Source organism: Chryseobacterium sp. SIMBA_028 (assembly GCF_046535285.1).
GTDB lineage: Bacteria > Bacteroidota > Bacteroidia > Flavobacteriales > Weeksellaceae > Chryseobacterium.
Map to the genome: position 1 here is coordinate 189,885 of NZ_JAWRWZ010000009.1, position 20,338 is coordinate 210,222.

Sequence of the window (20,338 nt, forward strand, 5' to 3'; positions counted from 1 at the left end):
GGATGGGCAAATTTTCATATTGGGCTATTAATTGATATTGATATAGAGGTGTCTTCTATTGCTGCTTTCTTTATTATTTAAAGCCCTTATAATAAAGGAATATTGTATTTTTTTTAAAGAAAAAGGCAATGAGATTTTGTACTTTAAGAAAAAAGGTCTAGTTTTGCAATCCAAAATGAGATGTAAAATATGTTAATAATTCCAGTAAAAGATGGTGAATCCATCGACAGAGCTTTAAAAAAATACAAGAGAAAATTTGATAAAACAGGTACTGTTCGTCAATTAAGATCTAGACAAGCGTTTATCAAGCCTTCTGTAACTTTGAGACAATCTAAGTTAAAAGCTGCTTACAAACAAAGAGCACTTAGCAAGGAAGAGCAGGCTTAAGATTTTTTCTTAACCATATATTAATTCACTTCTTAAATTCTTATATTTGAGGAGTGAATTTTTGTTTTTACACCCATGCTGGATAAGTTCTTAGAATATCTACAATTCGAAAAGAGGTACTCACCTCATACCATTACAAGCTATAAAAAAGATCTTGATGACTTTTTTCATTTCTATCTCCGAACAGAGTCCTCTGAAGATATAAGTAAGGCTGACAAAAAAATCATCAGAAATTTCATTGTTGAGCTAAGTGAAAACAATATTTCCAAAAGAAGCATCAACAGAAAACTATCATCACTCCGAAGTTTTTATCTTTTCCTTTTAAAGATAGGGGAAATTAAGGTTTCTCCTACAGAAGGTATTTCTTCCCTGAAATTTTATGCAGAGAAGCAGATTCCTATGTCTAAAGAGGAAATGGCTGATCTGAATGACCGGGTATTCGAACAGGTACAGGATCTGCTGGAAAAATGTATTATGGAAGTTCTTTATCAAACCGGTATGAGGAAAGCTGAGCTTTGTGGCCTGATATTTGAGCATGTTGATCTAAATGAATATGAATTAAAAGTAGTCGGAAAAGGGAATAAAGAAAGGGTAATTCCTATTTCCGAAGATCTGTCTAAGCTTCTTAAAAGTTATAAGGAAATAAGAAATCCTCAGACAGAATATGAATCATATTTTTTTGTCAATAAGAAAGGGAAAAAACTCAGCGAAAAATTTGTTTATGTGGTAGTTAATAAGTACCTTAGTCTTATAACAACGAAAGAAAAAAAAAGTCCTCACATCCTTCGTCATAGCTTTGCTACTCACGTTTTGGATAATGGGGCGGAGATCTCCAAAGTGAAAAAAATATTAGGGCATTCAAGTCTTGCAAGTACTCAAGTCTATACGAATGCTAATATTGAACAATTGAAAAAAGTGTTTAATCAGGCTCACCCTCGAGCGTCAAAAAAAGAAGAATTATGAAGATTTCAGTACAATCAATTGGTTTAACTCCACACGAACCATTAGAATCACACATCGACAAAAAAGTAAGCAAATTAGCTACATTCTATGATAAAATTCATGAGTGTAAAGTGTTTCTAAAAGTAGAAAACAATGCTGATAAAGCAAATAAAACAGCTGAACTTATTTTAGCCGTTCCGGGAGATGATATCGTAGTAAAGAAGACTTCTGCAAGTTTTGAAGAAAGTTTGGACCTTTGTGTTGATACAGCTAAAAAGCTACTAATCAAGAAAAAAGAAATGGCTTAGAAAAAAAAGTTAAAAAAAGTTTATAAAATATTTGAGAATTCAAAAAATCCGTTCTATATTTGCACTCGCAAAAAAGGAACAGCGATCTTTTGAATTCTTTTTTATATTTGCCTCCATAGCTCAGTTGGCCAGAGCACGTGATTTGTAATCTCGGGGTCGTGGGTTCGAATCCCTCTGGAGGCTCATAAAATATAAAATATCTGGGGAGATTCCAGAGTGGCTAAATGGGACTGACTGTAACTCAGTTGCTTCGGCTTCGCAGGTTCGAATCCTGCTCTCCCCACTTTATTTTTTTTAAAAAAAACTTGCAAGATTAAATTAGTTTTCTTAGTTTTGCACAGCGTTTACCAATGGTTTTGGAAACAAAATTGCGGAAGTAGCTCAGTTGGTAGAGCGTCAGCCTTCCAAGCTGAATGTCGCGGGTTCGACCCCCGTCTTCCGCTCAATTAAATCACACTTTAAAAGTGATTTTTTTTAACACTGAAACGTGTAGAGTAGAGTTTCTCTATCACTTTCAGTCAATTATTAAAATGCCTCCATAGCTCAGTTGGCCAGAGCACGTGATTTGTAATCTCGGGGTCGTGGGTTCGAATCCCTCTGGAGGCTCATTTTAATATAAAATATCTGGGGAGATTCCAGAGTGGCTAAATGGGACTGACTGTAACTCAGTTGCTTCGGCTTCGCAGGTTCGAATCCTGCTCTCCCCACATTTTATATTAGAAAAAAAACTTGCAAGATTAAATTAATTTTCTTAGTTTTGCACAGCGTTTACCAATAATTTTGGAAACAAAATTGCGGAAGTAGCTCAGTTGGTAGAGCGTCAGCCTTCCAAGCTGAATGTCGCGGGTTCGACCCCCGTCTTCCGCTCAATAAAAATCACGCTATTCAGTGTGATTTTTTTAATTAATGCCGACTTAGCTCAGCGGTAGAGTGCTTCCTTGGTAAGGAAGAGGTCACGGGTTCAAGTCCCGTAGTTGGCTCTCGAAGCTCCCGAATTTCTTTCGGGAATTTTTTTTGCCCAAAATCTAAAACTAATCTGGTAATAATAAAGGGCAATAAGATATAAGGAGACCATAAATATATCATTGTATTCAAAATAAAATCCTCTGTATCACTTTTACTTTTATCTATAGTATATCTAAAACTTTTTCCCTGATATCAATAAAAAGAATAATCCTAAAAATTTTCGTTAAATTCGTGTAAAATAAATTTTGATGAATATTCTTTTATTAGAAGATGATCTCATTCTTTCTGCAGAACTTTGCAGATTTTTAGAATCGAATAATTTTGTCTGTGATAAGATCTACGATGGAGAAACATTTCTTCGCCAGATCAAAAGCAAGACCTATGATCTGTATCTGCTAGACATTAATGTTCCCAAGATAAATGGACTGGATGTTTGCCAGACCATTCGTTCTTTTGATAAAAATACTCCCATTATTATTATCTCAGCATATGGAGATCTTTCAGATAAAAAAGATGCCTTTACCAGACTTGCGGATGATTATTTAGTAAAACCATTTCAGTTTGAAGAGCTTCTTTTAAGAATTAATTCTTTACTAAGAAGAAAAATGCCGTCAGATGCCTCGGATCAGGACATTCTTAGAGTGGATGATCTTATTATCAACAAAACGGAACAGAAGATTTATCGTAGTGGAATCGAAATCACCCTTACCTTAAAAGAATTTCAGTTATTGGTTTATCTGGCAGAAGCACAAGGTAGAACTGTTTCCAAACAACAGATCACAGAACATGTCTGGGAACATAATTTCAATACAAATACGAACACTGTAGAAGTTTACATCAATTTTCTAAGAAAGAAGATTGATAAGGATTTTAAAATAAAGTTGATCCACACCCGCTCGGGTTTCGGATATTACCTAAGCCCATTGTAAATAAATGTCTTTAAAAAGAAAGATAGCCTTAACGATCAGTATCGCCTTTTCATTGCTCTTTGGAATGGTGATGGCTGTGATTTATTTATCTTTCAATGATTTTAGAAGAGACGAATTTAAGGAAAGGTTCAGACAACGACTTGAGTTTACCACTCATTTTATCTCAAAATCCAAGGATTTTGAAGAAGAGGCTCCTATTTTTTTCAATGAAAATTCAGATAATATCCTTTTGAACGAGAAGATTTTAATCTTTAATGAACAAAAAGAACTTATCTATAGCACTATTAAGGACCGTAATGTTACCTGGGATAGCGCCATGCTGAAAGAACTTGATAAAAAGAAGATTATTTATACAGAAAAAACCGTTCCGGAGATTTATGCAGCGCTTAGAAATATTAATGGTGAAAATTATTATATCCTTACAAGTGCCCTTGACACCAATGGAAAGTCGAAATTAAGCTATCTTAAATATCTTTTGATCACAGCCTATGTAATGAGCACGCTTCTTATTGGTTTTTTCAGTTATTATTTCGTTGAAAAATTTCTAAGACCCCTGGAAGACCTGAATAAGGAAATTTCAGAAGTTACAGCTCATAAACTAACCACTCAGATTCCTGTTCAGCACTCCAGTGATGAGATCAGTGTTTTGGCAAAATCATTTAATACCATGATTGGAAGGCTTGATGATGTATTTCAATCTCAAAAAGACTTTACAGCCAGTGCATCACATGAAATCAGAACACCAATTACAAGAATGGCCTTTCAGCTTGAAAATCTGATTAAGTTTGAAAATCATTCCTCCGAAACGCTGTCTTCCCTGCAGCAAATACAGCGGGATGTTTACCAGTTGTCTGACTTAACGAATTCATTATTGCTGCTTACAAAGTTTGATAAGGAAAATATTCAGAGTATTTATGAAGAAGTGAGGATTGATGAAGTTATTTTTGAAGCCTTTGATGGTGTAGAAAAAAGTTACCCAGATCTTAAACTGGATTTTCTTATCACTGAAGATACCTCTGAAAATGCTTTTCTGACCATTGGAGGGATTCATTCGTTATTGGTGATTGTCTTTATCAATTTATTTAAAAACGCAGCAGTATATTCTGATAATACACAGGTAAAGGTCCTTATTACGGAGACCAATGAGAACCTTAGGGTTGAAGTAATTTCTTATGGTGATACTATTTCTGAAGAAGAACAGGCTAAACTATTCGAAGCCTTTACCCGTGGAAATAATGCTCAAAATATTTCAGGTTCTGGTTTAGGACTTAGAATTGTCAAAAGAATTCTGGAATATCATGATGCTGAGATCATATATTCTTCTCCATCCGAATACATGAACAAATTCACTATAATTTTCAAGAAATAAATTCTTTTTATTCCTGTTCTCAAAAGTCAGGTTTATTTTTTGCTAAACAATAGATTAAACTTCGGAAAGAATTCAAAGGTTAGAGAATAATATGTTTCTTTTTATTTTACTAAACCTATTTGGAAATAGCCTGTTTAAGGTGATTTTAATATTTTTTTAATCCTCATTTAAGCTTCTTTTAATCGTATCCAAGCAATTTTGTAATTTAAAAATAAAAATAATGAACAGAATTGCAGTGCTGTGTCTGGCCGTTTCCTCATTCATGTCGGCACAACAGCAAATGTCTCTTTTGGATTGCGAAGAAGCCTTTCAAAAGAACAATCTCCAGCTGCTGGCCGAACAATACAACATCCATATGGCAGATGCTGATATTCTGCAGGCCAAAATCTGGGAACTTCCACAGCTAAGCGGGCAGTTCAATGCTTATAACCCGCAGGACAAGAAGTTTTTTGATGTTGGTCATTCCAAGGGAGCAGGCATTACCCAATTAATTTATATGGGGGGTAAAAAGAAAAATGAAATTGCCTTTGCAAAATCTAATAAAGAATTGTCGCAACTTCAGTTTTCACAACTTCTTGTTGATTTAAGAGCTCAGCTACGTACCACGTACTTTAATCTTTACTACGAAAGATTAAAACTTGAAAATACAGAAAAGCAACTAGGGTATATGAATGAGCTGTTAAGTGCTTACCGTGTACAATCAGCGAAAGGAAATGTGTCCCTTAAAGATGCTGTAAGACTTCAGAGCCTTGTAATCCAGCTGAATCATGACAAGCTTGAAATTAACAAAAATATTCTTGAGTTTGAACGAAACTTGAAAGTCCTTACAGGAATTACAGAAGATATAGAACCCTTGATGTCTGAGGCTGAAGCCAAGGAAGCTTTGGCAACGCAGCCTTTTGGTGAAGAAGAAGAGTTGAAGAGCAAAGCATTGGAAAATAATGCAGATTATCGGTATAATTTAAAACTGATCGACAATAGTAAGCTGTATGCCCAATGGCAGAAATCATTAAATGTTCCGGATCTCAATGTGGGAGCAGCGTGGGATCAGGCGGGAGGAACCTTTAATAATGAAGCTAATCTGACGCTGGGGATTCCTCTTCCTTTATGGAGGGTAAACCAGGGAAATGTGGAAAAGGCGAATTATGCAATTCAGCAGAATCAAAAAAATGCAGACTTTCAAAAATTGACACTTGAAACCAAAGTGCAGTCTGCCTATAAAACCTGGAAAGCACAATATGATCAATTAGTGGATATTAAAACCACAGATCTGCAAAATATGGATCTGGTATACAATGGGATGATGACCAATTTTAGGAAAGGAAATGTCAACCTTATTGAATTTACAGACTTTATGGATAGTTATCGTGAGACAGCCCTTCAGATCTATGATATGAAAAACGAGATCATGCAGTCTGCAGAACAACTTAATCAACTAGTACAAACGAAAATCTTCTATTAAAACAATGAAAACTTATATTATTCCGGTATTAATGATTTTATCATTGATAGCCTGCTCAAAAAAAGAGGGAGAGAAAAAAAATCAGGCTCAAAAAGGATTTGAGCTTAGTAATACCATGCTAAGTTCCATTTCCCTGGCAAAGGTTGAAAAAAAGAACGTAGAAGATGAATACAGCTTTTATGGGAAAATTTCTGCAGACAAAAACAGCTATATAGATGTTTACCCACTGGTAGGAGGAAATGTGATGAGCGTAAATGTGGAACTTGGAGACTATGTAAAGAAAGGACAAGTGCTGGCAACCATTAGAAGTACAGAGCTTGCAGAAATTCAAAAGGATGTAAGCGATGCAAAAACTGATATGGTAGTTGCTAAGAACAATCTTCGTGTTGCCAAAGAGATGTACGAGGGAAAACTGAATACGGAAAGAGATGTACTGGAAGCAAAAAGCCAGTTGCAGAAAGCGGAAGATCAGCTACAGAGAGCCACGGCGGTAAGTACGGTTTATAATGTTAAAACAGGAAATATATACAGTGTAGTAGCACCAATCAATGGATATATTGTTCAGAAAAATATCAATAAGGATATGCAGCTAAGAAGTGACCGAAGCGAGAATATTTTTGATGTAGCCAATACAACTAATGTATGGGCCATCATGAACGTCAATGAGTCAGATATTGATAAAATCAGCCTAGGAATGAAAGCTCAGGTTTCCACACTTTCTTATCCGGATAAGTTTTTTGATGGTAAAATTGATAAAATATTTAAAATCATCGATCCACAAACTAATGCTATGCAGGCAAGAGTGGTACTAGATAATGCCAACGGCTTGCTGATTCCGGATAGTAAAGCAACCATTAAAGTTTCTAGTCTTGAAAGTAATACAATGCTGACCGTTCCTTCTAGGGCGGTGATCTTTGATGATAATAAAAGCTTTGTTGTGGTCTTTAAATCAAGAACAGACGTGAAAGTTCGAGAAATTAAAGTATCAAAGCAGGTGGGTGATGTCACTTACATTGCAGACGGCCTTAAAGAAGGAGAAGAGGTAATTACCAATAATCAACTGCTGATATATCGTTCTTTGAACAGCTGAAAACAGTAGTGATTTAAAACAAATCTTTCAACGGCTTTTTTAGGTCATCAATTATCTATCATGAACAAATTCATAAAAAATATAATCGCTTTCTCCTTAAAAAATAAAGCATTTACCTTTATTTGGGTTGCTATTTTAGCGATTGCAGGTTTTATAAGCTTCAAGAACATGCCCATTGAAGCATTTCCGGATGTTACCAATACCCAGATTGTAATCATTACCCAATGGAATGGGCGTAGTGCAGAAGAAGTAGAACGTTTTGTCACTACACCTATTGAATTGGCAATGAGCCCGGTTCAGAAGAAAACAAGTGTGAGAAGTACCACAATGTTTGGGCTTTCCATTGCTAAAATTCTATTTGATGATGGGGTGGATGATACTTTTGCCAGAAATCAGGTCAATAACCAATTAAGAACCATTAGCCTTCCTGATGAAGTAGATCCTGAAGTACAACCACCCTACGGGCCAACCGGGGAAATTTTCCGATACACGCTGGAAAGTAAAACAAAGGATTCCCGCAAATTACTTACCCTGCAAAACTGGGTGATAGACCGTGCCCTAAGAGGGGTACCCGGAGTTGCGGACATTAATGTTTTCGGAGGACAGGACAAGGTCTTCGAGCTAAGCATTGATCCAAGAGCATTGGATAAATATAATCTGACACCCCTTAAGGTATATGATGCGGTTACCAAAAGTAATCTGAACGTAGGAGGAGATGTGATTGAAAAAAATGGACAGGCCTATGTGGTAAGAGGAATTGGTTTGGTGAAATCTATTACTGATATCGGAAATATTACCATTCAGAATGACAGCGGAAACCCTGTTTTAGTAAAGAATGTTGCTGAAGTTCATGAAAGCTCTATGCCTAGAGTAGGGCAGGCAGCCTTGAATAATCATGATGATACCGTGGAAGGAATTGTAGTGATGAGAAAAGGTGAGAACCCAAGAGAAGTTTTGATCGGAGTGAAAGCTAAAATTAAGGAACTGAATGAAAAAATTCTTCCAAAAGATGTAAAAATGGTGACTTTCTATGACAGGGATAACCTGATGGACTTTACCACCCACACCGTAATGCATAATCTGATTGAAGGAATTGTATTGGTAACAGTAATCGTTTTGATCTTCATGGCAGACTGGAGAACGACATTAATTGTTTCCATCATCATTCCGCTATCCTTATTATTTGCCTTTTTATGTTTAAAATTGGCAGGGATGAGTGCTAATCTACTTTCATTAGGAGCGGTAGATTTTGGAATCATCATAGATGGGGCCGTCGTCATGGTGGAGGGGCTCTTTGTAATGCTCGACCACAAGGCTCGCAAATATGGAATGGAGAAATTCAATAAATTGGCAAAGGGTGGTTGGATCAAGCAGACAGGAACAGGTTTGGGAAAAGCAATATTCTTTTCGAAGCTCATCATCATTACTTCCCTGATTCCTATTTTCTCATTCCAGAAAGTGGAGGGGAAAATGTTTTCACCATTGGCTTTTACTTTAGGGTTTGCATTGATGGGGGCTTTGATATTTACATTAACCCTTGTTCCGGTACTTTCTCATATTCTTTTAAATAAAAATGTAAGGGAAAAAAACAATCCATTTGTTAATTTTTGGGATAGCATCGTGCTAAAAGGCTTCAATACCACATATAAGCATAAAAAAATAAGTATGATTGTTGCCATCTCGTTCCTTGCATTGACTTTATTTTCCGGAAAATTCCTTGGAACAGAATTCCTACCCCAACTCAATGAAGGATCACTTTGGATTACTGCAGAAATGCCGATGAGTTCTTCATTAAAAGAATCCTTAAAAACAGCGGACCTTTTAAAAAAGGATATTATGAGCTTTTCCGAAGTCACAGATGTTCTGGCTCAGACAGGGAGAAGTAATGATGGAACAGACCCGAATGGATTCGGATTTGTACAGTTTGCGGTAAACCTTAAACCAAGAGAAGAATGGAAGCGAAAGATTACCTATGATGAACTTATTAATGAAATTGATAAAAAGCTTAGGAGTTATCAGGGAATCACATTCAACTATTCCCAGCCGATTTCGGATAATGTAGCAGAAGCTGTAGCCGGTTTTAAGGCTGAGAACGGGATTAAAATTTATGGAGATAATCTGGAAACGCTGGATAAACTGGCTCAGGAAATCTTAGTTAAAATTAAAGATGTAGAGGGAGTAAAAGATCCCGGTATCATAAAAAATATTGGTCAGCCGGAAGTAAGTGTTGTCTTAGACCGAGATAAAATGGCAGCCTACGGAGTAATGCCTGCTGATGCACAAGCTGTACTGGAGATGGCTTTTGGAGGGAAAACGGCTTCCGAAATGTTTGATGGAGAAAGAAAGTTCCCGATCCGTCTTCGTTATTCTCAGCAATACAGAACCAATGAGAATGATATCGCAGCTTTGATGGTTCCTACACAGGACGGAGCAAAAATCCCCTTAAAAGAAATAAGTACTATCGTTAAAGATAACGGAGCCGCATTCATTTACAGGGATAACATTAAAAGATACATTGGGGTGAAGTTCTCCATTCGTGACCGAGATTTAGGAAGTACCATTGCAGATGCACAGAAAAAGGTAGCCACTATTGATCTTCCGGACGGATATTCCGTTGGTTGGACAGGGCAGTTTGAAAACCAGCAGCGTGCATCACATAGATTGGCACAGGTAGTTCCGGTAAGTATTCTGATGATTTTCTTCCTGTTGTTTATCCTGTTTGGAAACATGAAAGACTCCCTTCTTGTTTTAGCTAATGTCCCTTTTGCATTGATAGGGGGAATTATTGCGCTGCATGTTACCGGAATCAATTTTGGAATCTCTGCCGGAGTAGGGATGATTGCCTTACTGGGAATCTGTATACAAAATGGAGTGATATTGATCACAGAATTTCATCAGAACGTTAAAGATGGAATGGATATAGACACCGCTATCTTAAATGGTGTGAAATCCAGAACAAGACCGGTAATCATGACGGCTCTTATGGCTTCTATTGGTTTAATGCCTGCAGCTTTGTCTACAGGAATTGGTTCGGAATCACAAAAACCCCTGGCCATTGTAATTATTGGGGGGCTTATTACAGCAACGGTACTTACACTGCTTATTTTTCCAATTATTTTCTGGATCTTCAACAGAACCAAAAAACTGCGTCATAGCTGATTTATCTTTCATTTTATATATTAATTGAGCCTGGAATATTCTGTATTTCAGGCTTTTTCATAAAAGGTTTTAGAAAGTTTTTTTCAATTCAGAAAAATGTGTAAATTTGCAGTCTCAATACATTGAAATATAAGGATTGTATTTCATTGGATGCAAATATTGAATTTTTTTCCAATAAAAAGATTTTGGTATTTAAAAAATCATTATATTTGCACACCGAAAATTTGAAAAACAATAAATAAATAATTTTAAATCATGGCAAAGGAAACGTTTAATCGTAACAAACCACACTTGAACATTGGTACTATTGGTCACGTTGACCATGGTAAAACTACTCTTACAGCTGCTATTTCTGCTGTATTAGCTAGCAAAGGTCTTGCTGAGAAAAAAGACTTCTCTGCAATTGACTCTGCTCCAGAAGAAAAAGAAAGAGGTATTACTATCAATACTGCTCACATTGAATACGAAACTGAAAAAAGACACTATGCTCACGTTGACTGTCCAGGTCACGCCGACTATGTTAAGAACATGGTAACTGGTGCTGCTCAAATGGATGGAGCTATCGTAGTATGTGCTGCAACTGACGGTCCAATGCCTCAGACTAGAGAACATATCCTACTTTGCCGTCAGGTAAACGTACCAAGAATCGTTGTTTTCATGAACAAAGTTGACATGGTAGATGATCCAGAGTTATTAGAGCTTGTTGAAATGGAGCTTAGAGACTTATTATCTACTTACGAATTTGACGGAGATAACTCTCCAGTGATTCAAGGTTCTGCATTAGGAGCTCTTACTGCAGCTACTGCATCTCCTGCTAACACAGAAGATAAGTGGTTCAAGAGCGTTGAAGAATTGATGGATGCTGTTGATACTTGGATCGAGCAACCACCAAGAGATACTGAGAAGCCATTCTTGATGCCAATTGAAGACGTATTCTCTATTACAGGTAGAGGTACTGTAGCAACTGGTAGAATCGAGGCTGGTGTTATCAATACTGGTGATCCAGTTGATATCGTTGGTATGGGTGATGAAAAATTAACTTCTACTATTACAGGAGTTGAGATGTTCAGAAAGATCCTAGATAGAGGTGAAGCTGGAGATAACGTAGGTCTATTGTTGAGAGGTATTGAAAAAACTGACATCAAGAGAGGTATGGTTATCGCTAAGAAAGATTCAGTTAAGCCACACAAAAAATTCAAGGCTTCTGTTTATATCCTTTCTAAAGAAGAAGGTGGACGTCACACTCCATTCCACAACAAATACCGTCCTCAGTTCTACGTAAGAACTACTGACGTTACAGGTGAAATCTTCTTACCAGAAGGTGTTGAAATGGTAATGCCAGGAGATAACTTAGAGATCACTGTAGAATTGTTACAGCCAATCGCTCTTAACGTAGGTCTTAGATTTGCGATCAGAGAAGGAGGTAGAACAGTTGGTTCAGGTCAGGTTACTGAAATCTTAGACTAATCATCTTAAAATAAAAAAAAAGCTTCCGAAAGGAAACTATCGGAAGCTTTTTTAATTACGGGCATCGTCCAATGGTAGGATACCGGTCTCCAAAACCGTTGATCAGGGTTCGAATCCTTGTGCCCGTGCAAATATAAATTATGAGTTCATTTATCGATTTTTTAAAAGGTTCTTATAACGAATTCAGGCATAAAGTTGAATGGCCAAAATGGGCTGACCTTCAGTCTTCTACAATTGTAGTGACTATTGCGACAGTTATTCTGGCACTATTTACCTTTGGAGTTGATGAATTGTTTTCAAAAGCAATCAGCAACATCATCGGAATGCTAATCAACTTGTTCAATTAATTAAAAGTATTTTCCCATAATGAGCGAATTGAAATGGTATGTGCTGAAAGCTATCAGCGGACAGGAAAATAAAGTGAAAAACTATATTGAGACAGAAATCAAACGTTTAGGGTTTGAACAGTACGTTACTCAAGTGGTTATTCCTATGGAAAAGGTTATCCAAATTAGAAACGGTAAAAAAGTTCCTAAAGAAAGACCTTACTATCCTGGATACTTAATGATTGAAGCTGACTTGATGGGGGAGATTCCTCACGTTATCAAAAACATCCCTGGAGTTATTTCTTTCTTAAGCTTAACAAAAGGTGGTGATCCTGTTCCAATGAGAAAATCAGAAGTGAACAGAATGCTTGGTAGAATGGATGAACTTTCAGAATTCGCAAGCGACGTTGAGATTCCATATGTGGTAGGTGAAAACGTAAAAGTGATCGATGGTCCTTTCAACGGATTCAATGGTACCGTTGAGAAAATTCTTGAAGACAAAAAGAAAATTGAAGTTTCTGTATTGATCTTCGGTAGAAAAACTCCAATGGAACTAAGCTACATGCAAGTAGAAAAAGTATAATAATTTACTTATATAAAATATAAAAAGACTGCTATTTAAGCGGTCTTTTTTATTTTATAGTTATTCCTTTTACTAAGTTCTTTTTCTTGTGCATTCACTTCTCTTTTTCACAATGTAATCACTATGACCTGTTACAGGCTCATCTATTGTTAATAAGATTATTTCTATGCTGTTGAAAGGTTTATCGGATGCAAATTTCTGGTAGACTAAGTGACACCCCATAGTAGTGTTTTTTTCTTAAAAAAAATATGAATGTCGAAAAATAAAGCTCTTATTTACTCTTATTATTTTATTTTTTGTAATTTTTTATATATTTTTTTATTGAAAATATAATAATTGATCTTTCGTATCATTCTCCTACACAGTGTTTAGCTTAAATGTAATAATCACCTCTATGGGATAAGACCTGTATTTTCCTGTATTTATAGACTTCTCTGGTTATTATTTCATCTTTGATGGCATGTTTATTGTAAACTAACGTGCAACACCCCATAAAACTTTTTGTTTTTCATTTTGTACACTGTTTAGCAGATGTACAGAGTTATTTTGTGTTTTATTTTTAAATCATAAATGAAATAGAGCATAGTTGGGTTGAAAAGGTTAAAAATAAGCACATCCCTATAATGACAAAAATTACTTCGGTGATCCTTTTAATAGGGTCAGTAGGATTTATAAACGCTCAGGTTGGTATTAATACTGCAAGACCGGAAAAGGAACTGACTGTAAATGGTACTATGAAGACATCTGGAATGGTTTTCAAAAAGCCAATGGAAAAGCTTGGTGCTGATGAAAATTATACATTTATCATTAAGTCTCCGGCTCCGGAAAATAAAATTACAGCTTATAATGATACTTTTGTACCTAATTCTCCGGCACCGATTAATATTATCCAGTTTAAAATTACCTGTGATCCTTCAGATAAGGACTGGGTAAATCAATTTGATACCAAAATCAATTCTCAAAAGTTTCTGGTTGTAATTTCCTCTTTTGGATTTACTCAGCCTATAAGAACCAATACTGCAGATTGGTTGACGCCAGTCCCTCAGATATTTGCCTATTCATCAGGTGGAACCTGGAAGTTGAAAGCCGACTATGAGGGGTTTTCCCCTGCTTCATCCTTGCCTACCGGAGAGTGGACACTTAATCTACTGGTATATGACAGGTCATACGCCAGAGAAGTTAATTCAACACAAGATCTTAAATCTTCTACAACGGGTGCAGCATCAGCACCTTTAATTCAATAAAAAGTACAATAATGAAGAAAATTACCGCATTATTTTTTGTTGCAGCTGCTTCTTTAGGCATGAATGCGCAGGTTGGAATCAATACTCCAAATCCAAAAGGTACCCTGGATGTAGAAGGTGAAACATTGGTTGAATCTTATTTAATAGATACTGAAAATGCGACCGCAAAAGGAAATTATTTACTCCTTACACGTTCCAAAGATACTTCGCCGGTAGGGAAAGTTAAGCTTCTTGATATTACCCTTCGTAATGTTGCTCCTGTAAATATGTATAGAGTTATTTTGAAAAATGTGAAACAGGACGAAGTTATTAACCTGAATACAGGATTGGATGCTGATAAATATGTTGTAGCCATTACAGGAGCTGTTTTTAATGGTGCTGTATCAGCTGCGAATACCTCTACAAATCCCAAATCCTACGGGGCTTATTCTACGGAAGTAACTAAAGTAGCGAAAGGTGGAAAAAATTATCATGCAATTAATTTAAGTTTTAAAGGAGCTGGTACCGCTTCTGAACAAAATGGGACATGGACTCTTACCTTGAATGTATTTGAAAAATCTCTGGTAAAGGATTGGGGAACATTTACTGGTTCTGTTTCTGCTGCCGCTTCTTTCTCAGGAGTATCAACCAACACCCCTTTAGGGCTTCAATAAAAAAATATGAGAAGAAAAATTTTTATTACAATGATAATGGGTCTGGGAATATCTATGAATGCTCAGACTGGAAAAGTAGGAATCAAAACAGATAAACCCACAGAAACCTTTGATGTAAACGGAAAAACATACACAAATTCTTTATATCTGAGAAATCCGGGAGAGCCTACCATGACGGGAGGAAGCTTTTTGGCAACATCAGAAAATGCCATGCAGTTGTATGATCCGAATCAGGAAAGCAGCGGATTATTCAACTATATCAAGCTCTCCTTAACAGGAGTATCTGGGGAAGGAATTACAGATTATGATACAAAAATAGACGCGAATAACTTCTTGGTTGTTCTCCATAATTATTCGTTTAAACTTAGTAATGGCAATACAAACGTAATGCTCGATTATGGAGATAACGGAATTAATGACAATAAACAGGGGTCTCCGGATGTAATTGCGTTCAAAAGTAATGGAACCTGGCATATCAAGGCAAAATTTACCGATAGTAGAATTATTGCTAATGTTGCTGGAGGACCCTCCAGAAGTTACAATAGTTTTACGGTAGATCTTTACTTAATGGCTTATAAAAGGCTTATTACAAAACAAAATATCAATGATATTAATGCTGATCTAGGAGGTGCTAATGGTTCTACACAGACAATTAATAAACCTTCGGGCTTTTAATAGTATTAGACTAGATATTGATCTTCAATCAAAACCGGACTGTAGTCTGGTTTTTTTGTTTTTGATGAATTTTCTGTTGTATACTTAAACAAAGCCGATCATTTATTTTTAGATGAAGATAAGATGGCGAAAATAGATGCCGTTTTTACCTATACCTATTCCCGGCTCAACGATCCTAAACATGCCATAATGTATTATAAAAGGCTCTTAAGTTTGTATCAGAAACAAAACAGGAAAACAGAAACCATAAAATCTTTCAATAATATAGGAATGCTTATCTGATATTATCAAAGCTGGATTCATCAAGATATTATTTTGAAAAAGGACTGGGATAAACTTTAGATAAAATTTAGAATACAAAATATTTTTACAAAGGAAAAAATGTAAAACTTTTTAAAAATCAGCAATATCCGTTTGTAGTTTCAAAAATATTTTATACTTTTGCAGTCCAAAAAGTAGGTTTATTGTTATGTGAGTGCATAACCTACTGAATAATAAATGCTTCCAAACTCATTAATTATTCAAATTTAAAAAACAAACAATGGCTAAGAAAGTCTTTAAAATGGTAAAGCTTCAGGTGAAAGGTGGCGCAGCTAACCCTTCTCCACCAGTAGGTCCAGCATTGGGTTCTGCAGGTGTGAACATCATGGAGTTTTGTAAGCAATTTAACGGAAGAACTCAAGATAAGCCAGGACAAGTTTTACCTGTAGTAATTACAGTATACGAAGACAAATCTTTTGAATTCGTAATTAAAACTCCTCCTGCAGCAATCCAGTTAATGGATGCGGCTAAGATCAAGGGTGGTTCTGGTGAACCAAACAGAAACAAAGTAGGTGCTGTATCTTGGGATCAGGTGAAGAAAATCGCTGAGGATAAAATGACTGACCTTAACTGCTTTACAATGGATTCTGCAGTTTCTATGGTTGCAGGTACTGCTAGATCTATGGGATTAAGAGTAACAGGAACTAAACCAACTTTTAACGCTTAAAACCTAAAGAAATGGCAAAATTAACAAAAAAGCAAAAGGAAGCTTTAAGCAAAGTAGAAAAAGGAAGAATCTATAACCTTGAAGAAGGTTCAGCTCTTGTAAAAGAAGTGAACACTGCAAAGTTTGATGCTTCAGTAGATATCGCTGTAAGATTAGGTGTAGACCCAAGAAAAGCAAACCAAATGGTAAGAGGTGTTGTATCTCTTCCTCACGGTACTGGTAAAGATGTTAAAGTATTAGCTCTTGTAACTCCAGATAAAGAAGCAGAAGCTAAAGCTGCTGGTGCTGACTATGTAGGTCTTGACGAATATTTACAAAAAATCAAAGATGGTTGGACAGATGTTGACGTTATCGTTACTATGCCAGCTGTTATGGGTAAATTAGGTCCATTAGGTAGAGTATTAGGTCCAAGAGGTTTAATGCCTAACCCTAAATCAGGAACTGTAACAATGGAAATTGGTAAAGCAGTAACTGAAGTGAAAGCAGGTAAAATTGATTTCAAAGTAGACAAGTATGGTATCATCCACGCTGGTATTGGTAAAGTATCTTTCGATGCTGCTAAGATCAAAGAAAACGCGCAGGAATTGATCTCTACATTGATCAAAATGAAGCCAACTGCTGCTAAAGGAACTTATGTAAAAAGCATTTATTTGTCTTCTACAATGAGCCCTGGTATTGCAATTGATACTAAATCTGTTAACTAATATAAATCCTTAAGACAATGACAAAAGACCAAAAAGTTGTAGCAATACAAGAGATCAAAGACTTGCTTCAGGATGCAAAAGTAGTATACGTAGCAGATCTAGACGGATTGAACGCTGCTAAGTCTTCAGAATTCAGAAGACAGGCTTTCAAACAAAATATCAAAGTAAAAGTTGTAAAAAATACACTTTTGCAAAAAGCAATGGAACAAATTGAAGGAGTAGATTACTCTGAAATGTTCCAAACTTTTAAAGGAAACTCTGCATTAATGATTTCTGAGACTGCAAACGGTCCAGCAAAATTAATTCAAGGGTTCAGAAAGAAAGAAGAAAAGCCAGCTTTAAAGTCTGCTTTTGTTCAGGAAACTTTCTATGTTGGAGACGAAAACTTATCTGCACTTGCTAACATCAAGTCTAGAGAAGAAATGATCGGAGAAATCATCGGATTACTTCAATCTCCAATTCAAAGAGTTGTTTCTGCTCTTCAAAACAAATCTGAAACTGTAGAAGCTAAAGCTGAAGAAGCTGCTCCTGCTGTAGAAGAAACTCCTGCTGAAGCTCCAGAAGCTGCTGCAGAAAGCACTGAAGAAACAAGTGCTGAATAATTATACTCAAAAAATTAAATAAATAATCAACAAAAACATTACAACAATGTCAGATTTAAAAAATTTAGCTGAAACGCTAGTAAACCTAACTGTAAAAGACGTAAACGAATTAGCTACTATCCTTAAGGATGAGTACGGAATTGAGCCAGCTGCTGCTGCTGTAGTTGTTGCTGCAGGTGGTGGAGAAGCTGCTGAAGAAAAGACTGAATTCGATGTAATTCTTAAGTCTGCAGGTGCTTCTAAATTAGCTATCGTTAAATTAGTAAAAGATTTAACTGGTGCTGGTCTTAAAGAAGCTAAAGATATCGTAGATGGTGCTCCAGCTGCAATTAAGCAAGGAGTTTCTAAAGACGAAGCTGAAGCTCTTAAGAAGCAATTAGAAGAAGCTGGTGCTGAAGTAGAATTGAAATAATTTTCAATTTTATTATAAATATATGAAGCCCGGGCATTTGCCCGGGCTTTTTTTGTTGTTATTTATTAAAGAGGTCGTATCTAATCTATATATGTATTAGAATATTTTTACTTTGTGTTATTTAATATTCAATTATCTTTGTTTATTTCGTAATAATGAACTTTAAAATTTATATTTATTGCATATATTTAATGTTTTTAATGTATTTTTTTTATTAAAAAATTGTTTTTGTTGAAAAATCATTATATTTGCATTAAGAAAAAACACAACATAATTGGATAGAAATTATTTTCTTTCCTATAGTCAAATAGCATTTTTATTGCTCATCTCGGCCGTGGGAAAACTAAACGCTAGGTTTATATCTGTTACCATCAGTAAGTCTGAACTGCTGCATTATACAGATGGAAATAATGCTGGTTTATATCTACAATCAACAATTGCCTTTTCAGATCAACTGATCGAGAATATTAGGGCTCAGAATAATGTGAATGGCAGATTTTTTCATTATAATAAAGATGAGAAGAAATGTCAATGTACTGTATTTCATAATAATACTTCACAAAACAACCATCCTGTCTTTAATGACAAAGATTTCTTTCTATTCTTTGCGAAGAATATGGATTTTCTTTCTGCACAGTATAAGTGGAGAGAGATATATTCCGATGGGCATGAAAATACTAAAACAATATTTGAAAAGGTCAAGAAGTTTACTATTGATACTTTCAGAGTAGTGGATGGTTTTAAATGCATCATCAAAATTCCAGATAAACTAGCTCCTCTTACCTAGTTATACATTCTATTTTTTACAATTCTCTGGTTAAGTTATAAACGTTTTCATTTAAAGATTTAAATGAGAAAGGTAGAATCTGCCCTTTAAATAAAAATAAACACAAAAAAACAACAAATTTTAATTACAATGAAAAGCAAATTATTCACACTCGCATTCTTATCCATAAGTCTCTCGACATATGCACAGGTTGGGATTAATGTAGTCATGCCGCAGGCCTCTCTTGATGTGGTAGGTTTTCCATCAGATAATAGTAAGCTGGATGGTGTTATCGCACCAAGACTTACAGGAGTACAATTGAAAGCTAAGAGCTATACAACGGCCCAAACAGGGGCAATAGTATATGTTACGGCAGCAGAAATTGCACCTGCCGGACAGACCATTGATGTTGTAGTGCCCGGCTATTATTATTTTGATGGAACAAAATGGAGCAATTTAGGTGCTAGCTGGCGTACAACAGGGAATACGGGAACTGTAGCTGCCGCTGCTGGTTTGGGAAGTGATGTTTCCACTGGCAACTATTTAGGAACAAGTGACGGACAAAATCTGGTACTGGCAACCCAGAAAAATGTAAAAGGAATTTTGGATGTGAACGGAACCTTGCGTGGAGGAAATTCTAATACGACCTCAGGAGCTTTCGCATCATTTACATGGGGATCCAATAACACACTGACGAATAGTACTTCTTCCAATGTGGCATTAGGAAAGGATAATACGGTTTCTGCACAAGGAAATTTTCCCGCTGTTGCGATCGGATTAGGAAATACAGCAAATAGCGGAGCTAAGGTTATTGGGAATTCCAACAATGCATCAGGAGCCAATAATTTAGTCTTTGGAAATCTAAATACAATAACAGGTATTACAGGGCTGACCCTGGGAAACAGTAATACTAATAACGGAGGTATTATTGTGGGAGCTGGAAATACAGCGGTAACCAATACCGTTGCCATAGGTTCTGCAAATGATGTTTCAGGGGGACAGGCAATAGCAATAGGATTTACAGGAAAGGCATTAGCAGGACAATCAGTGTATGCTAATAAAGCCCATGCCTTTTTTAATATAGGAAACGGGGCAGATGCTATTGTAGGGATTAATATGGTACCTACAGCTGATACAGCATCAGGAGCCGCTATTCAAATGAAAGGAATTACCCCATCTAATAATGCATGTACAAGTAAGGAAGAAGGGGCGATCCGGTACAATGCTACAGCTAGAGTGCATGAGGGATGCAATGGAACAATATGGAAAGCATTCTAGTAAATAAAAAAATAAACACAAACCTTAA

At 36.0% G+C, this 20,338-nt stretch carries 20 protein-coding genes and 8 tRNA genes; all 28 read left to right on the forward strand.

The window, feature by feature from the left end; all coding sequences use genetic code 11:
* Positions 1-189: 189 nt before the first annotated feature.
* The 28 genes from rpsU (at position 190) to SCA31_RS13895 (ending at position 20,310) form a co-directional block, all read left to right on the forward strand.
* Positions 190-387, forward strand: a complete 198-nt coding sequence (rpsU, locus tag SCA31_RS13760; protein WP_045501128.1) for a 30S ribosomal protein S21 — start codon at positions 190-192, stop codon at positions 385-387.
* A 75-nt stretch (positions 388-462) separates the two neighbouring features.
* Entirely contained in the window at positions 463-1,350 is an 888-nt protein-coding gene (locus tag SCA31_RS13765; RefSeq protein ID WP_410697558.1) for a tyrosine-type recombinase/integrase, read from the forward strand.
* A complete protein-coding gene (locus SCA31_RS13770; protein ID WP_410697559.1) occupies positions 1,347-1,637 on the forward strand; it encodes an HPF/RaiA family ribosome-associated protein in 291 nt (96 codons plus the stop codon). The genes SCA31_RS13765 and SCA31_RS13770 overlap by 4 nt, the downstream gene beginning before the upstream one ends.
* 109 nt (positions 1,638-1,746) lie before the next feature.
* Positions 1,747-1,820: transfer RNA gene (locus SCA31_RS13775), tRNA-Thr, on the forward strand.
* A gap of 19 nt (positions 1,821-1,839) precedes the next feature.
* Positions 1,840-1,920: transfer RNA gene (locus SCA31_RS13780), tRNA-Tyr, on the forward strand.
* An 87-nt stretch (positions 1,921-2,007) separates the two neighbouring features.
* Positions 2,008-2,080 (forward strand) — tRNA-Gly (locus SCA31_RS13785).
* A gap of 89 nt (positions 2,081-2,169) precedes the next feature.
* Positions 2,170-2,243 (forward strand) — tRNA-Thr (locus SCA31_RS13790).
* Between the two features lie 20 nt (positions 2,244-2,263).
* A tRNA-Tyr gene (locus tag SCA31_RS13795) sits at positions 2,264-2,344 on the forward strand.
* 87 nt (positions 2,345-2,431) lie between these two features.
* Positions 2,432-2,504: transfer RNA gene (locus SCA31_RS13800), tRNA-Gly, on the forward strand.
* Positions 2,505-2,545: 41 nt separating this feature from the next.
* Positions 2,546-2,617: transfer RNA gene (locus SCA31_RS13805), tRNA-Thr, on the forward strand.
* Between the two features lie 234 nt (positions 2,618-2,851).
* Entirely contained in the window at positions 2,852-3,532 is a 681-nt protein-coding gene (locus SCA31_RS13810; protein WP_410697560.1) for a response regulator transcription factor, read from the forward strand.
* A 4-nt stretch (positions 3,533-3,536) separates the two neighbouring features.
* A complete protein-coding gene (locus tag SCA31_RS13815) occupies positions 3,537-4,901 on the forward strand; it encodes an ATP-binding protein (RefSeq protein WP_410697561.1) in 1,365 nt (454 codons plus the stop codon).
* Between the two features lie 220 nt (positions 4,902-5,121).
* Complete coding sequence (locus SCA31_RS13820) at positions 5,122-6,363, forward strand: TolC family protein (protein WP_410697562.1); 1,242 nt, start codon at positions 5,122-5,124, stop codon at positions 6,361-6,363.
* 4 nt (positions 6,364-6,367) lie between these two features.
* Positions 6,368-7,453, forward strand: a complete 1,086-nt coding sequence (locus SCA31_RS13825) for an efflux RND transporter periplasmic adaptor subunit (protein WP_410697563.1) — start codon at positions 6,368-6,370, stop codon at positions 7,451-7,453.
* A 60-nt stretch (positions 7,454-7,513) separates the two neighbouring features.
* The gene (locus SCA31_RS13830; protein WP_410697564.1) at positions 7,514-10,612 is read left to right on the forward strand and encodes an efflux RND transporter permease subunit; all 3,099 of its coding nucleotides are present in this window, start codon (positions 7,514-7,516) and stop codon (positions 10,610-10,612) included.
* A 255-nt stretch (positions 10,613-10,867) separates the two neighbouring features.
* Positions 10,868-12,079, forward strand: coding sequence for an elongation factor Tu (tuf, locus tag SCA31_RS13835; RefSeq protein WP_034687396.1), 1,212 nt, complete (start codon positions 10,868-10,870; stop codon positions 12,077-12,079).
* 57 nt (positions 12,080-12,136) lie between these two features.
* A tRNA-Trp gene (locus tag SCA31_RS13840) sits at positions 12,137-12,207 on the forward strand.
* 12 nt (positions 12,208-12,219) lie between these two features.
* Positions 12,220-12,426, forward strand: a complete 207-nt coding sequence (gene secE / locus SCA31_RS13845) for a preprotein translocase subunit SecE (RefSeq protein WP_039369543.1) — start codon at positions 12,220-12,222, stop codon at positions 12,424-12,426.
* Between the two features lie 19 nt (positions 12,427-12,445).
* Positions 12,446-12,988: a transcription termination/antitermination protein NusG gene (gene nusG / locus SCA31_RS13850; RefSeq protein ID WP_002976412.1), complete on the forward strand. Its 543-nt coding sequence runs from the start codon at positions 12,446-12,448 to the stop codon at positions 12,986-12,988.
* Between the two features lie 623 nt (positions 12,989-13,611).
* Positions 13,612-14,232 carry a hypothetical protein gene (locus tag SCA31_RS13855; protein ID WP_410697565.1) on the forward strand — a complete coding sequence of 207 codons (621 nt, stop codon included), beginning with the start codon at positions 13,612-13,614 and terminating at the stop codon, positions 14,230-14,232.
* An 11-nt stretch (positions 14,233-14,243) separates the two neighbouring features.
* Positions 14,244-14,885 (forward strand): hypothetical protein, encoded by a 642-nt coding sequence (locus SCA31_RS13860; RefSeq protein WP_410697566.1) that lies wholly within the window; start codon positions 14,244-14,246, stop codon positions 14,883-14,885.
* A 6-nt stretch (positions 14,886-14,891) separates the two neighbouring features.
* Positions 14,892-15,560 (forward strand): hypothetical protein, encoded by a 669-nt coding sequence (locus SCA31_RS13865; protein ID WP_410697567.1) that lies wholly within the window; start codon positions 14,892-14,894, stop codon positions 15,558-15,560.
* A gap of 541 nt (positions 15,561-16,101) precedes the next feature.
* On the forward strand, positions 16,102-16,548 hold the full coding sequence (gene rplK, locus SCA31_RS13870) for a 50S ribosomal protein L11 (protein ID WP_047399346.1): 447 nt from the start codon (positions 16,102-16,104) through the stop codon (positions 16,546-16,548).
* An 11-nt stretch (positions 16,549-16,559) separates the two neighbouring features.
* A complete protein-coding gene (rplA, locus tag SCA31_RS13875; protein ID WP_045501112.1) occupies positions 16,560-17,252 on the forward strand; it encodes a 50S ribosomal protein L1 in 693 nt (230 codons plus the stop codon).
* Between the two features lie 17 nt (positions 17,253-17,269).
* On the forward strand, positions 17,270-17,854 hold the full coding sequence (gene rplJ / locus SCA31_RS13880) for a 50S ribosomal protein L10 (protein ID WP_076354936.1): 585 nt from the start codon (positions 17,270-17,272) through the stop codon (positions 17,852-17,854).
* Positions 17,855-17,900: 46 nt separating this feature from the next.
* The gene (rplL, locus tag SCA31_RS13885) at positions 17,901-18,266 is read left to right on the forward strand and encodes a 50S ribosomal protein L7/L12 (protein ID WP_047493581.1); all 366 of its coding nucleotides are present in this window, start codon (positions 17,901-17,903) and stop codon (positions 18,264-18,266) included.
* Between the two features lie 274 nt (positions 18,267-18,540).
* Entirely contained in the window at positions 18,541-19,053 is a 513-nt protein-coding gene (locus tag SCA31_RS13890; protein WP_410697568.1) for a hypothetical protein, read from the forward strand.
* 129 nt (positions 19,054-19,182) lie between these two features.
* A complete protein-coding gene (locus SCA31_RS13895) occupies positions 19,183-20,310 on the forward strand; it encodes a hypothetical protein (RefSeq protein ID WP_410697569.1) in 1,128 nt (375 codons plus the stop codon).
* Positions 20,311-20,338 lie beyond the last annotated feature (28 nt).

Excerpts from the sequence above, each read along its gene's own strand:
- SCA31_RS13815 (WP_410697561.1), top strand. The coding sequence starts at position 3,537 with ATGTCTTTAAAAAGAAAGATAGCCTTAACGATCAGTATCGCCTTTTCA.
- SCA31_RS13830 (WP_410697564.1), top strand. The coding sequence starts at position 7,514 with ATGAACAAATTCATAAAAAATATAATCGCTTTCTCCTTAAAAAATAAA.
- rpsU (WP_045501128.1), top strand. The coding sequence starts at position 190 with ATGTTAATAATTCCAGTAAAAGATGGTGAATCCATCGACAGAGCTTTA.
- SCA31_RS13860 (WP_410697566.1), top strand. The coding sequence starts at position 14,244 with ATGAAGAAAATTACCGCATTATTTTTTGTTGCAGCTGCTTCTTTAGGC.
- tuf (WP_034687396.1), top strand. The coding sequence starts at position 10,868 with ATGGCAAAGGAAACGTTTAATCGTAACAAACCACACTTGAACATTGGT.
- rplJ (WP_076354936.1), top strand. The coding sequence starts at position 17,270 with ATGACAAAAGACCAAAAAGTTGTAGCAATACAAGAGATCAAAGACTTG.
- SCA31_RS13855 (WP_410697565.1), top strand. The coding sequence starts at position 13,612 with ATGACAAAAATTACTTCGGTGATCCTTTTAATAGGGTCAGTAGGATTT.
- rplK (WP_047399346.1), top strand. The coding sequence starts at position 16,102 with ATGGCTAAGAAAGTCTTTAAAATGGTAAAGCTTCAGGTGAAAGGTGGC.
- SCA31_RS13865 (WP_410697567.1), top strand. The coding sequence starts at position 14,892 with ATGAGAAGAAAAATTTTTATTACAATGATAATGGGTCTGGGAATATCT.
- rplA (WP_045501112.1), top strand. The coding sequence starts at position 16,560 with ATGGCAAAATTAACAAAAAAGCAAAAGGAAGCTTTAAGCAAAGTAGAA.
- SCA31_RS13765 (WP_410697558.1), top strand. The coding sequence starts at position 463 with ATGCTGGATAAGTTCTTAGAATATCTACAATTCGAAAAGAGGTACTCA.
- secE (WP_039369543.1), top strand. The coding sequence starts at position 12,220 with ATGAGTTCATTTATCGATTTTTTAAAAGGTTCTTATAACGAATTCAGG.
- SCA31_RS13895 (WP_410697569.1), top strand. The coding sequence starts at position 19,183 with ATGAAAAGCAAATTATTCACACTCGCATTCTTATCCATAAGTCTCTCG.
- nusG (WP_002976412.1), top strand. The coding sequence starts at position 12,446 with ATGAGCGAATTGAAATGGTATGTGCTGAAAGCTATCAGCGGACAGGAA.
- SCA31_RS13820 (WP_410697562.1), top strand. The coding sequence starts at position 5,122 with ATGAACAGAATTGCAGTGCTGTGTCTGGCCGTTTCCTCATTCATGTCG.
- rplL (WP_047493581.1), top strand. The coding sequence starts at position 17,901 with ATGTCAGATTTAAAAAATTTAGCTGAAACGCTAGTAAACCTAACTGTA.
- SCA31_RS13810 (WP_410697560.1), top strand. The coding sequence starts at position 2,852 with ATGAATATTCTTTTATTAGAAGATGATCTCATTCTTTCTGCAGAACTT.
- SCA31_RS13770 (WP_410697559.1), top strand. The coding sequence starts at position 1,347 with ATGAAGATTTCAGTACAATCAATTGGTTTAACTCCACACGAACCATTA.
- SCA31_RS13825 (WP_410697563.1), top strand. The coding sequence starts at position 6,368 with ATGAAAACTTATATTATTCCGGTATTAATGATTTTATCATTGATAGCC.